The 13,665-nt window shown below is 63.9% G+C and carries 9 protein-coding genes; 5 read left to right on the top strand and 4 right to left on the bottom strand.

Going from position 1 to position 13,665, the window contains the following annotated elements:
- Positions 1 to 300 carry a YkgJ family cysteine cluster protein gene (locus HBJ55_RS11645; RefSeq protein ID WP_167114720.1) on the top strand — a complete coding sequence of 100 codons (300 nt, stop codon included), beginning with the start codon at positions 1 to 3 and terminating at the stop codon, positions 298 to 300.
- On the opposite strand, the gene HBJ55_RS11640 is transcribed toward HBJ55_RS11645, so the two are convergent.
- The 3 genes from HBJ55_RS11640 to HBJ55_RS11630 are packed head-to-tail and all read right to left on the bottom strand — an operon-like array spanning position 297 to position 5,382.
- On the bottom strand, positions 297 to 4,235 hold the full coding sequence (locus HBJ55_RS11640; RefSeq protein ID WP_167114610.1) for an ATP-binding protein: 3,939 nt from the start codon (positions 4,233 to 4,235) through the stop codon (positions 297 to 299). The two genes, HBJ55_RS11645 and HBJ55_RS11640, sit on opposite strands and share 4 nt — an antisense overlap.
- Positions 4,236 to 4,265: 30 nt before the next feature.
- A complete protein-coding gene (locus HBJ55_RS11635) occupies positions 4,266 to 4,901 on the bottom strand; it encodes a MiaE family protein (protein WP_167114606.1) in 636 nt (211 codons plus the stop codon).
- Between the two features lie 28 nt (positions 4,902 to 4,929).
- On the bottom strand, positions 4,930 to 5,382 hold the full coding sequence (locus HBJ55_RS11630; protein WP_167114603.1) for a DUF1289 domain-containing protein: 453 nt from the start codon (positions 5,380 to 5,382) through the stop codon (positions 4,930 to 4,932).
- A gap of 251 nt (positions 5,383 to 5,633) precedes the next feature.
- Here HBJ55_RS11630 and acnB point away from each other — a divergent pair, with 251 nt between their 5' ends.
- The 4 genes from acnB (at position 5,634) to HBJ55_RS11610 (ending at position 11,778) form a co-directional block, all read left to right on the top strand.
- On the top strand, positions 5,634 to 8,237 hold the full coding sequence (acnB, locus tag HBJ55_RS11625; protein ID WP_167114600.1) for a bifunctional aconitate hydratase 2/2-methylisocitrate dehydratase: 2,604 nt from the start codon (positions 5,634 to 5,636) through the stop codon (positions 8,235 to 8,237).
- A gap of 353 nt (positions 8,238 to 8,590) precedes the next feature.
- Positions 8,591 to 9,196: a porin family protein gene (locus HBJ55_RS11620; protein WP_167114597.1), complete on the top strand. Its 606-nt coding sequence runs from the start codon at positions 8,591 to 8,593 to the stop codon at positions 9,194 to 9,196.
- A gap of 133 nt (positions 9,197 to 9,329) precedes the next feature.
- Positions 9,330 to 9,818: a ribonuclease E activity regulator RraA gene (gene rraA / locus HBJ55_RS11615; protein WP_167114594.1), complete on the top strand. Its 489-nt coding sequence runs from the start codon at positions 9,330 to 9,332 to the stop codon at positions 9,816 to 9,818.
- An 88-nt stretch (positions 9,819 to 9,906) separates the two neighbouring features.
- The gene (locus HBJ55_RS11610) at positions 9,907 to 11,778 is read left to right on the top strand and encodes a glycerophosphodiester phosphodiesterase family protein (protein ID WP_167114591.1); all 1,872 of its coding nucleotides are present in this window, start codon (positions 9,907 to 9,909) and stop codon (positions 11,776 to 11,778) included.
- A gap of 32 nt (positions 11,779 to 11,810) precedes the next feature.
- Here HBJ55_RS11610 and ggt read toward each other — a convergent pair whose 3' ends face one another.
- Entirely contained in the window at positions 11,811 to 13,640 is a 1,830-nt protein-coding gene (gene ggt / locus HBJ55_RS11605) for a gamma-glutamyltransferase (RefSeq protein ID WP_167114588.1), read from the bottom strand.
- Positions 13,641 to 13,665 lie beyond the last annotated feature (25 nt).

Here is a 13,665-nt window from a genome sequence, read left to right as displayed (position 1 = left end):
ATGGATGCCGCTCGGACAAAGAGCCAGCCCGCACCCGCGGGCTGCCGACCAGGCTGCGGCGCCTGCTGCATTGCACCCTCGATCAGTTCGCCGATACCCGGCATGCCCCATGGCAAGCCGGCCGGCGTACGCTGCGTACAGCTCGATGAGAACAATCTCTGCCGCCTGTTCGGCGATGCCCGCCGCCCCGTGGTATGCGAGCGATTCGCTTTCGACCTCGAGCTATGCGGCGAGAACCGCGCCGAGGCATTGCAGCGAATCGCCCTCCTCGAATGCGGCACCCTCGCCGAGGGAAACTAGCCGTTGCCGACGGCCACGCGCCCTTCCGCACTGCTCGCCTGAGGCAGTTGCCGCTCGAGCAGCATACGCCAGCGAATCAGGACCGGGGCATCGCTGTGGCTCACGCTGTCGAGCAGGGCTCGGAACTGCTCACGCACGGCCTCATCCTGATCGTCGATCAGCGTCAGCCAAGCCTCGAGTGCACACAGTTCCTGGTGACGGTTCTCATGCAGGCGTGCGCATTCCAGTGCTTGCTCCACCAGCAGCCGCACCTCGTTCACCGAACGCCCCAGGCGCTGGCGAACACGCGCGAGCTGAACAGCCAGCTCGGAAACGAACAGCGTACTGCGCTCGCGCGCGATCATCAGGCACTGGTCCAGATAATCCTCGGCCCGGGAGAGTTCGTCCAGTGCCAGGCAGGCATCGCTATACCACAGCGTCGGGCGGTGGTAGCGATCGCGCCCGGTGACCTCGCCCAACTCCTCCTGAGCCAGCTCCATTTTCGTCAGGCCATCGCGATCGCCGGATAGCGCCCGACGCCAACCGAGAATCGCCTGGGCCGACACCTGCCACAGGTGCAGGTCGGGAGTCTCGGTCAGAGCCACGGCCTGTTCGGCGCGACGTGCCGCCAGATGCACATGCCCAAGTTGCCGATAGAGCGCAGCGGCAAACAGCAGCGCCATGGCCAGCGATCCGGGGTGACCGATTCGCTCGGCCAGACGGATCGCCGCTTCGACCTGCTGCTCGGCGCGCCGGTAGTCGCCACGCAGGCAGATCGCCCAGCCCTGGAAGCAGGCCGCGGCCACCTGGGGATGCTCGGAGAACGGCAGCCACTCGATGATCATCGGTCGCTCCAGCGGCGCAATCTCGTCGAGGTGTTCGTACGCCTGCCTGATTCGCCCGGCCCAGTATTCACAGTTGGCCCTGGCATAGTCGGCCAGACGCTGGTAGCGCGGATCCTCGAGGCGGACGGCAATGGAAGCCAGGCTGGCAGCCAGCGAGAAGGCATCGGCGTGAGCGTGGCGCTGGCTGCAGCCTACCCACAGCCCCCACTTGACCAGGAAGGCCTGCTCGAGATCTTCGGCGTCCTCGGCATGGCAGCCCCCGTGCTCCACCAGCAACTCACGGGCGCGGACGAAGCTCTCGTGGGCGGTCGGCGAGCCGTGTCCCTCAAGGGCGAAGGCGGCTTGCCCACGCACGGTCAACAGACTGATCTCGCGCTCTTCCTGGCCTTCCACATGGCGCAGGCTGGCCAGGCCGAAATCGGCCATCTTCAGTGCGGTGCGATTGGCGCTGACCTTGAGCGCCTCGCGCGCCGCCAGTTCGAAATAACGTGCCCCACGGGCATAGTGGCCGCTGCGCCGCAGATGAGTGGCAAAATCGCCGGGGTGCCTGCCGATCCACATCGGGAAACGCTCCTCGATCAGGCTGACGACCTGACGATGGATACGTACCCGCACGTCGCGCGGGCAGGAGAGGTACGCGGCTTCTTGCAGCAACTGGTGACTGAATTGGTATTCGCGACATCCACCCTCGCCGCCGGCTGACTCGATGATCTCGAGGCGGCGCATCTGCTCAAGGGCGCGATTGAGCTGAGCCATTTCCCAGCCGCTGCACTCGGCCAGGAAGTCGAGTCGGAAACGGCGTCCCAGTACTGCGGCAACGTGTGCAACCTCCCGGTCGCCGTCGAGCTGATCGATACGCCCGGCGAGCAGGCCGAGCAGGCCCCTGGGCAATTCATCGAGCTGCACGCTGCGCCCTTCACGGCGATCCATCTCCAGGCGCCGGCAGATCTCCTGCATGTAGAGCGGCACACCATCGCAGCGCTCGATGATCTGCCCCCGCAGGCGCGGGCTGAGATGCAGCCGGTAGCGCCTGGCCAACTGCGACAGCAGCCGTGACGACTGCATGGCATCGAGATGGCTCAGGGTGACCTGCTGGTCCCAATGCAGTCGCGTGGGCAGACTCTCGCGACCATGGTGGCTGGCGACCAACAGGAAGGCACAGTTGATCGGCAGCCGAGCCTGCAGGCCCGCCAGCACCCGGAACGACGGTTCATCGAGCCACTGCAGATCATCGATCATCAAAACCTGGGTACGCTCGGCGGCCTGCCTTTCGATGGCCTTGCATAGCAGCGCCACGACCAGATCCGCCGCTTCGCCGCTCTTGGCCAGTTGCGCCACTTCGGGAGATTCCTTGACGCCCAGCGCTTCCTCCAGCAGCCCCAGTTGCTCCGGGCTCAGCGTGAGTTCGCACTGGCCAATCAGTTCCTCGAGCCCCGCCTCGTCAAGCTTGCCATCGAGCCGCCAGCGCAGCAGCGTGCGGGCGACACCGTAAGGCTCCAATACCGACAGGCGAGTGGTGGGCTGCCAGCAGATCGCCGCGTCACGGCTCAGCTCAAGCTGGCGGAACCCTACCATCAGGGCCGACTTGCCCATGCCGGAGGCACCTCTGACCAGTACGCTCTGACGCAAGCCGATGCCGGCGCGCGCCAAGGCATCGCGCAGCACACGCAGCGGGGCCTCGCGGCCGACCAGGCTCGGCGGCGTGGCATCGCGACCGCCTTCGTTATGGCCCAGCACCAATGCCCGCAGCCGCACGCGGCCGTCGCTCGCCACCAGCCGCGAGGAGAGACGCGGCTGCAGGTCCAGCGCCGGCGGCATGTGCTGGCTGGCCTCCTGAGAAATGACCAGCTCGCTGCCTTCGGCGGCGCACATCAAATCCAGCGCCCCCTGGGTCACTTGACCAAGCGGGTCGACCAGTTGGCGCTCGGGCAGGTAGACGACTCGACCACTGTTGAGGCCGGCCGCCAACTCGATGCGCGGGGCTTCCTCTTCGCCGCTCCAATGCCGTGCCACTTCGTCGGGTAGTACACGCCGGCAGTGCTCGTAGAGCGCTACCAGCTCGGCCAGCTGGTGTGCCGGACCGTGAGTACCGAAACAGGCAAGTCCCAGTCCACCGGTTGCTCCAGGTAACCAGAAACCTCCCAAGTGGTGGCATTGCTGCTCCAGCCAGCGCATCAGTTCGATCTGCAACGCCAGGCAGGCGCGGATCTCGTCGCGGGCCGAGAACTCTCCCTTGACGCGCAGCCGGATCGCCATCACCGAAAGCTGGCGCTGCTCGATCTCGTCCTCACGCAGCGGCGAACTGCCGGCCGCCAGCGTGCGCGAGAAGGCACCCTGCGGCGACAGACTCTGAAGATCGGGGTTGCCATCCGACCAGTAGCGCGCCAACTGCAGGAAATTGGGCTCGGGCTGCTGGCCGGAAAGCGCCAGCAATTGCAGGTAGGCGTTGTACTGCTCGTGGGCTGCGGCCAGCTGACCCTGCTCGGCGAGTTGCCGCACCAGGCGCTCATGGAACGGACCGTAGCCGGAGAAGCGGCTGACCAGTGTCTGCAGCAGGGCGTCGGGCACCTCGTCGTTGCGCTCGAGGACCCCTTCGGCGAAACGGATCACCCTCTGGCGCCATTCGTTGCGCAGTTGCACCAGCCAGCGCTGGAATTCGGTGCAGGCCGGCAGTTGCAGCTCCTCCACCAGGTCGCCGCGATAGCGCCGCAACAGCTGCTCAAGCGTCGCAACGTCCTGCGTGCCCTCCAGCAACTGCTGGAGTTCGTGCAGATCGAAGCGCCAGCTCTCGGGCCGCCGGAAGGCGATGGTCTGGCGTGACACGACCAGCACGCGCTCGGCCTCCTCGCCCAACGATTGTCGCAGGCAATGGAGGGCATGGCGCAGATTGGTGCGCCCCGAGGAGAGCCCCTGATCCGGCCAGAGCAGCTCAGCCAAGCTGGCCCGATTGACCGGCTGGTGGTGCAACAGTAAATAGACCAGCAGCGCCTTGACCTTGTCGTAGCTGAACTGGGTCAGTACATCATCACCCAGTGCCAGCGAAAACTGGCCGAACAACGCCAGGTGATCCCCATCATCACTGTTATGCTCGGTTACTGAAGCGTCCTGCATGACGGAACCCTGCATGGCAAAGTGGCGATATCAAGCCGGTACGCCACTATGGAAACGAAACGCCGTGTCCGGCGTGACTATTAGTTGTGCTTCGCATTCGGCAAAGAAACCCACCCGCTTGTCAATGGCATCCGACGAAAGATACCGCGCCAGCATGAGATAATCCTCGTAGTGGCGGCCTTCCGACTTGACCAGCGAACGATAGAACCGGGCCAGTTCGGGGTCGAGGTGAGGAATCAGCCTGGCGAAACGTTCGCAGCTTCTCGCCTCGATAAATGCCCCTATGATGAGAATATCGACCAGACGCTCCGGTTCTTGAGGGCGCACGTGCCGACGCAGTCCTTCGGCATAGCGCGAAGCACTGAGATGGCGGTATTCGATGCCCCTCGCCTCCATCAACTTGACCACCTGCTCGAAATGCAGCAACTCTTCGCGCGCGAGCTGCGACATCTTGGTCAGCAGCAGCGGATGGTCGACATAGCGGTAGAGCAGGCTCATCGCGGTCGAGGCGGCCTTCTTTTCGCATTGGGCGTGATCGATCAGCAGCAGCTCGGGATTGTCCAGCGCCCACTCGATCCAAGCATCAGGCGTGGCACAAGCAAGAAAGGCGAGCAGGCCCGGCGGTAGCTCGACATCGTTGAGGGTCGCTTCGAAAATCTCTGGCATTTGTGGCTCGGCAATCTGGCTCGTACGGTTAACGGTGGGGAATCGAAACCTGGTCCGCGCATCGGCGTTCGTTCGCCTCTACCAGCAACTGCTCGTTGAGTCGCGCATGGAGATCGGCAGGGCTGAGCCCCACAGCGCTCTCTTGTGGCGCCAGTCCGTAGCGATGCAGCTCGCGAATCCGATCGCGCCCGACCCGCAGCAACTCAACGGCACGCGACAACGGCGGCTGCTCCGGACGAAAGCGGATACGATGCTGGCGCAGTTGCGCTTCGAGACGGGCTTCGTCAGTAACTTTCAGAAAGCGGGCGGCGACACGCTCACGCAAGGTATCGAGCTGCGCGATGCGAAGGTCGCGCTGCTCGGCGGACAAGGCCATCCACACCACGATCTCATCATCCGTTCGCTGGCAACCCCGGCACACCGGATCGCCCAGCGTCGTCGAACAGAGCCCCACGCACGGCGAGGCGATACGTGCGCACATTCACTTCCCCTTGTTCATTCGGCAATGGTAACGCGCCCCGCCCTGACTGGCACGCTGTAGTTCAGCAAACATCGCGACGACCAAAGTCTAGGCTTCGGCGGATAAGGGCCAACTTAACATTGTCGACAGTTTCCCGTAGAATCGCGCCACCCAGTGACTACGGTTGTTTCACCGCCAAGGCAGTATTTTCGCCGATGTTCATCGCCGTATCGAACTGCTTTGGGCAACACACCAGATGAGGGCCCCCAAACGTGCTTGAAGCCTATCGCCAACATGTCGAAGAACGCGCCGCCGAGGGCGTCCCGCCGAAGCCCCTGAATGCCGAGCAAGTCGCCGCGCTGATCGAGCTGCTGAAGAACCCGCCGGCCGGCGAAGAGGAGTTCATTCTCGACCTGCTGACCAATCGCGTTCCGCCGGGCGTCGACGAGGCCGCCTACGTCAAGGCCGGCTTTCTCACTGCCATCGCCAAGGGCGAGGCAGAGTCTCCGTTGGTCGATAGGGTGCATGCCGTCAAGCTGCTGGGTACCATGCAGGGCGGCTACAACATCGTTTCCCTGGTCGAACTGCTCGACGACGCCGAGCTGGCCAAGGAGACCGGTGAGCAGCTCAAGCACACCCTGCTGATGTTCGACGCCTTCCACGACGTGGAAGAGCGTGCCAAGGCCGGCAACGCCGTAGCCAAGGACGTCATGCAGTCCTGGGCCGACGCCGAATGGTTCCTGTCCAAGCCCGCGCTGGCCGAAAAGATCACCCTCACCGTATTCAAGGTGCCGGGCGAGACCAACACCGACGACCTCTCCCCCGCCCCGGACGCCTGGTCGCGCCCAGACATCCCGCTGCACGCCAACGCCATGCTCAAGAATGAGCGCGACGGCATCGAACCCGAAGTACCGGGCACCACCGGTCCGCTCAAGCAGATCGAGGAAGTAAAGGCCAAGGGTTACCCGGTCGCCTACGTCGGCGACGTCGTCGGCACCGGCTCTTCGCGCAAGTCCGCCACCAACTCGGTGTTGTGGTTCTTCGGCGACGACATCCCCAACGTGCCCAACAAGCGTGCCGGCGGCTTCTGTTTCGGCGGAAAGATCGCCCCGATCTTCTTCAACACCATGGAAGATTCCGGCGCTCTGCCCGTGGAGATGGACGTTTCGAAGATGGAGATGGGCGACGTCATCGATGTCTATCCCTACGAAGGCAAGGTGTGCAAGCACGGCACCGATGAAGTGGTCTCCACCTTTGAGCTCAAGACCCAGTTGATTCTCGATGAGGTGCGCGCCGGCGGTCGCATCCCGCTGATCATCGGCCGCGGCCTGACCGGCAAGGCACGCGAGTCGCTGGGCTTGCCCCAGTCCGACGTTTTCCGCCTGCCCGAGCAGCCCGCCGACACCGGCAAGGGCTACACCCTGGCCCAGAAGATGGTCGGCAAGGCCTGCGGCATGGAGGGCGTGCGCCCGGGCATGTACTGCGAGCCGAAGATGACCACTGTGGGTTCCCAGGACACGACCGGTCCGATGACCCGCGATGAACTCAAGGACCTCGCCTGCCTCGGCTTCCAGGCCGACCTGGTGATGCAGTCGTTCTGCCACACCGCCGCCTACCCGAAGCCGGTCGACGTGGAGACCCACCACACCCTGCCCGACTTCATCATGAACCGCGGCGGCGTTTCGCTGCGTCCGGGCGACGGCATCATCCACAGCTGGCTGAACCGCATGCTGCTGCCCGACACCGTAGGCACCGGCGGCGACTCCCATACCCGCTTCCCGCTGGGCATCTCCTTCCCGGCCGGCTCCGGCCTGGTGGCCTTTGCCGCGGCCACCGGCGTGATGCCGCTGGACATGCCGGAATCGGTGCTGGTGCGTTTCAAGGGTAAGCGTCAGCCCGGCGTGACCCTGCGCGACCTGGTCCACGCGATTCCCTACTACGCCATCAAGCAGGGTCTGCTGACCGTAGAGAAGTCAGGCAAGAAGAACGCCTTCTCCGGCCGAGTGCTGGAGATCGAGGGTCTCGAGGATCTTACCGTCGAGCAGGCCTTCGAACTCTCCGATGCTTCAGCCGAGCGCAGTGCCGCCGGCTGCACCATCACCCTGGGCGAAGAGAGCGTAGCCGAGTACCTGAAATCCAACATCACCCTGCTCAAATGGATGATCGCCAACGGCTATGGCGACAAGCGCACCATCGAGCGCCGCATCCTGGCAATGGAAGAGTGGCTGGCCAACCCGAGCCTGATGCGTGCCGACAAGGACGCCGAATATGCTGAGGTCATCGAAATCGACCTGGCCGAGCTCAAGGAGCCGGTACTGTGCGCGCCGAACGACCCTGACGACGCCCGCCTGCTCTCCGAGGTGGCCGGCGAGAAGATCGACGAGGTTTTCATCGGCTCGTGCATGACCAACATCGGCCACTTCCGCGCCGCCGGCAAACTGCTCGAAAAGCAGCCTGCAGGTAGCCTGAAGACTCGCCTGTGGCTGGCGCCGCCGACCAAGATGGACCAGCACCAGCTCACCGAAGAGGGTTACTATGGCATCTACGGTCGTGCCGGCGCGCGCATGGAGATGCCGGGCTGCTCGCTGTGCATGGGCAATCAGGCCCGTGTCGCCGCCAAGAGCACCGTGGTTTCCACCTCAACCCGTAACTTCCCCAACCGTTTGGGCGACGGCGCCAACGTCTATCTGGCGTCGGCCGAGTTGGCCGCGGTGGCGGCGGTGGAAGGTCGCCTGCCGAGCGTCGAAGAGTACCAGCGTTACATGGGAGAATTCGACGCCATGGCCGGCGAGATCTATCGTTACATGAACTTCCATGAAATCGAGGAGTATCAGAACGCCGCTTCCAATGTGATCCCCGTCGCTCAAGAAGCCTGATACTTCGGGTTCTGATAGAATCAGGTTCGACTCCGATGCTCGCAACATCGACGGTACCTGGTACCTGAGCCGATGAACGAAGCGCCCCGTACGGGGCGCTTTTTTTGTTCTAGCCCTCGCCCTTACCGTCGCCGCTCGGCGACGCCTCGGTACGTTATTTTACTCGGCACTCCTTGAGTGGCGATGGCCACGAGTCTACGTTTAGAAAGCCTACATGCGTCGAGCACGGTCGGCATGGTCGACTGCGCATTAGAAGAAAGAGGGATTTCAAGGCTGGGCTTCGTACACACTTGCCAAGCGCAGGTAAGCGTGTCTCCCGACGGAGTCCGAGGGATTTTTCAAGGAGTCAGAATATGTCAACCAGAACGCTCCTCACCGCAACAACCCTATCCGCTTCTCTACTCGTTGCCACCGGGGCCCAGGCACAAGCCGAACCTCACGAGCAATATGCCTATCTGGGCCTGGGCACCGGCTTCAGCTCGCTGGAAAACGATCGTGAAGACGTGGACAACTTCATCGACAGCGGTGCCAGCGACTTCGACCTCGACGACGACGACAACGTCTGGAAAGGCTTCGCTGGCTACCAGTTCAACCGCTACCTGGCCGCCGAGGCCTTCTATGCCGACCTCGGGCGTGTACGCCTGCGTGGCAACGACGGTGCCAATACCGACCTGGAGTCGACCGCCTACGGCGCCAACCTGGTTGGCCAGTTCCCGATCACGCCCTGGTTCACTCCCTTCGCCAAGGTCGGGGCCGCCAGTTGGGAAACCGACGTCGACGGCAACCTCGGCGACGCCAGCATCGATCTGCAGGACAACGACGGCTTCGATCCGGTCTACGGCCTCGGCGCCCAGTTCAACTTCAACCCGGTACTGATCCGCGCCGAGTACGAGCGTTACGATTTCGACAGCGACTATACCATCGACACCTTCACCGCCTCGGTGGGGCTACGCTTCTAGCTCGCTTGCCTCCTGCTTTACCTTCGACACCGGCTCCGGCCGGTGTCGAGTCCGCCTGCGACGAATCGACGAGAGTCCGCTCGCCCGAACCATGACATCATCCGACCATTCTCCCCCAGGCAAGGAATCCGCGATGAGCGCAATCATCACGCCCGATATCTGCGATGCCCATCCGCACGTGCAGGTGCTCGACCCGATCTTCGTCAGCTTCGGCGGTCGCGAGGCCTTCTGCGGGCCGGTGCGCACCGTCAAGTGCTTCGAGGACAACTCTCTGGTCAAGCAGGCCGTCGGCGAACCCGGAGAGGGCGCCGTACTGGTGGTAGATGCCGGCGGCTCTCATCGCTGCGCCATGCTCGGCGACATGCTGGCGGAACAGGCCGTGGACAATGGCTGGTCGGGTGTCGTCATGTATGGCTGCGTACGCGACGTCGACGTCCTGGCCGAAACCGATCTTGGCGTGCAGGCGCTCGGCGCGCATCCCCGCAAGAGCGAAAAGCGCGGCGAAGGAAGCCGCGACATTCCGGTCACCTTTGCCGGCGTGACCCTGCGTCCGGGGCAGTGGCTGTATGCCGACAACAATGGCATCGTAATTGCCGAAAAGCGTCTGCCTCTCGACACTTGAACCCTCCGGCATCGCGGCGGCACTTGCCCACCAGGCGACCGTGATGCCACGCTGATGACATGAATCCGCAGCGAGAGTTTTCATACCGATGACGTCACTAGGCGTGGATGTGCTGCGCAGCCTGCGAGAGCACCTGCGTCCGCTGGTGGCGTACCACCTCTTCTTCACCCTGCTCGCCTCGAGTCTACTGCTGCCTGGCGTCGCCTGGACCCTGACCGGCCTGCTCCGACACTTCGACCGCCCTGTCGTCACCAATGCCGCACTGCTCGATCTGCTACTCAGCCCGGCGGGTGTACTCTGGCTGCTGGCGGCCATCGGCCTCACCTTCCTGATCCTCTACCTGCAGCAGGCCGGCATGATCCTGGTGGCGGTCAAACGCCGTGACAATCATTACCAGTTGGCCTTCACCGCCCTCTGGCAGACCCTGCGTCGGCTACCCATCCTGGTCGGCCTGGTGGTGCTGCAGGTGGGCACACACCTGCTGCTGTTGCTGCCCGTCGCGCTGCTGCTGGGCTGGTTATACGAGCTGATCATAGGCGGGCTCGATCCCTATTACGTGCTGCGCATGCGTCCGCCAGCGCTATGGTACTTCCTGGCCACCGCTGCACCGCTGATACTCGGCTGGGCGCTCACTGCAGCATGGTTCTACGTGCGCTGGATCCTGGCCTTGCCGGTGGCCACACTGGAGAATTTATCGGCGGTTGCCTCACTCAAGCGCAGCCGTGAACTGACCCGGGGCCACCGCGGCAAGGTAGCCTTGGTCGTGATCTCCGTCCTGCTGATCATCGTTGCCCTGCCCTTCCTTGCCAGCACGCTCTTCGACCACGTCTTCACGCCCATGCTGTGGTGGCTACCGGAACGCAATGCGGTACTGATCCCCGCCATGCTGGCCTATGTGACGGGCTACGTACTGGCAACGCTGGCCATCACCTTCATCGGCATCGCGGCGAACGCACTGCTCTCCGCCTGCCTCTACCTGCGCCTGGCCCACCGTGAGCCTCGCCCGGCCCCACCGCCACCCGATGCCCATCCGGGCCGGCTCGCCTGGGGCGTCGAACTGGCCGTGCTGCTGTTTGCACTGGTACAGGCCTGGTGGATCGTCAACAGTTTCGAACTGCGCGATGACATCGCCATCATCGCGCATCGCGGCAGCTCCATGGCCGCACCCGAGAACACGTTGTCGGCGATCGAGCGTGCGAACGAGGATCGTGCCCACTACGTGGAGGTCGACGTGCAGCTGACGGCCGATGGCGAGGTGGTGCTGTACCACGATCGAAGCCTTCAGCGCCTGACCGGTGACCCACGCAGCCTGCAGGAGGTGACATTCGCGGAGTTGCGCGAATACGACGTTGGCAGTTGGTTTGGCGATGCCTTCATCGGGGAGCGCATCCCTACCCTGGCCGAGGCCTTCGCAGCGGTGCGCGGCAAGAGCGCCCTGATGATCGACATGAAACCGGATCCCGGAACGGAAGACGCTTTGGTGGAGGCCGTGCTCGATGCAATGCAGCGCGAAACCGAAGCGCGGCGGGAGTGCCTCGCCCGGGTGACGCCGGCACAGGCTGCCCGCTGTGGCAGCCCCGACGTGAGCGGAGAGACACGACTGGCGGTGATGTCGACCCGTGTGCTGGAGAAGGTCAAGAAACGCGAGCCGGACCTGCGCGTGACCCTGCTGGCCCAGTTGGTGATGCCGGGCACTCTCGATCGACGCAGTTTCGACGCCCTGGGGCTGCGCCACAACCGCATCACCGACAACGAGATACGGCTGGCGCGTGAACTCGGCTATGAGGTACACGCCTGGACGGTGAACGATCGGGCGCGTATGTCGCAGATGATCGATCTTGGTGTTGACGCCATCATCACCGACTATCCGGACCGCCTCGCCGAACTTATCCGCGACCGTCGCGAATTGAGTGACGGGGAGGTCCTGCTGGTGAAGCTGCGCAATTGGCTACGACGTTGATGTGACGCCCTGACGGGCGTCACCGAAGCGAGTCAATCTCCCATCACCACGCCCTCACGGCGCGGGTCGGCACCACCGAAGAACCCGTCCTCGGTGCGCTGGATGGCCTGAAGGCCACTGACCAGTTCACGCTCGCTGGCTTCGTGGCCGAGGTCGTTCAGCTCCTCGATTACATGAGCCGGGAAACGCCCCTCTTCGAGGTAGGCCGGACCACCCAGCGTAATGGCATGAGGCAGGTTGAGCGCCTCCTGCGCATCCAGCCCCCAGTCAAGCATGGCCACCAGAGCCTTGGCGGTGTAGTGGATGATGGCAGCCCCGCCCGGCGAGCCGAGGCTGGCGATCAGCTCATCGCTCTCACGGTCGAATACCAGCGTCGGGCTCATGCTGGAGCGTGGCCGCTTGCCGGCCTCGACACGGTTGGCGATCGGTGAGCCGTCGACGTCCAGCGGCCGGAACGAGAAGTCGGTGAGTTCGTTGTTGAGCAGGTAGCCGCCCGGCAGCCCGGTGCCGCCATCGGTCAGGATACGCGAGCCGAAGGCGGATTCGATGGTCGTGGTCATGGCCACGGCATTGCCCTCTTCATCGATGATGCTGATGTGGCTGGTACCGTACTCGGGCTGGAAGGGCTGGACGGCCCAGGCCATTTCCACTTCGCCGGGATTGCCTGGTTCGGCCCCGTCGGGCCCCATGCTGCGCTCGTCGACCAGTTCGGCCCGCTCGGCCAGGTACTCTTCATCGAGCATGCTGTTCCAGTCGCCGCCGGGAGGATTGACGAAGTCCGGATCGGCGATGTACTTGTCACGGTCGGCGAAAGCCAGCCGCGACGCCTCGAGGAAACGGTGCAGCCACTCGGTACTGGGGCGATCCTCCTCCAGCGGCTCATCGAGTGTCGGCAGGTTCTTCAGGACGCCCAGGATCTGCATGATGGTGAGATGCCCCGAAGACGGCGGCGGGAAACCGCAGATCCGGTAATCCTGCCAATCGGAACACAGCGGATCTCTCTCCTTCGCCACATAAGTTGCCATGTCCTCCAGGCTGATCGCCCCCGGCCGTTCGGCATGTCCCTGCACACGTTGAACGAGATTCTCGGCAATCGGCCCAGTATGCAGCGCCTTGCTGCCGTTCTCGGCAATGTCGCGCAGGATCTCGGCTAGCGCCGGGTTTTGCAGACGATGTCCGTGAGGTAGCGGCTCACCCTCCTTGGTGTAATAGAATTCGCTGGCAAGCGGGTCGTCGCGAAGCCTCTCCTCGGCGGCAAGACTGCTATGTAGCCGTGGGCTGACCTCGAAGCCCTCCTCGGCCAAGGTGATAGCGGGTGCGAACAGCTCCGCCCAGGGCAGCTTGCCATGTTTTTCATGGGCCAGCTCGAGCATGCGCACGGTGCCAGGTACGCCGACCGAGAGACCGCTGGCCGCCGCGTCCATGAACTCGAGAGGCTCGCCACCACCATTGAGGAACAACGACTCGCTGGCTGCGCGAGGAGCCGTCTCGCGTCCATCGTAGGCCTTCACCTCACTGCCATCGTAGTGCATCAGGAAAGCGCCGCCGCCGATGCCGCTCGACTGGGGCTCCACCAGGGTCAGTACCATCTGTACGGCGATAGCGGCATCCACAGCCGAGCCCCCGGCCTTCAGCACCTGGTAGCCGGCATCGGTAGCCAGGGGATTGGCTGCCGCCACGGCAAAGCGCTCGGTGGCCCAGCCGGGTTTTTCGTTATAGCCGGACGCGGCCTCCGGCTCGATGGCCGGAGCTTCGTATTGAAAGGCCACCTCGGCTGGCGCCATCAACGGCGCGCTCAGCACGCAAGCCGCGGTAACGGTAACTAACCAGTATCGACGAACAGAAACTGATCGGATGTCCATGAGTGGGCCTCTCGGTAACTCCATG

The organism is Billgrantia bachuensis, from assembly GCF_011742165.1.
In the GTDB taxonomy this organism is placed as follows: domain Bacteria; phylum Pseudomonadota; class Gammaproteobacteria; order Pseudomonadales; family Halomonadaceae; genus Halomonas; species Halomonas bachuensis.
This window is presented reverse-complemented; position numbering and strand designations above follow the sequence as displayed.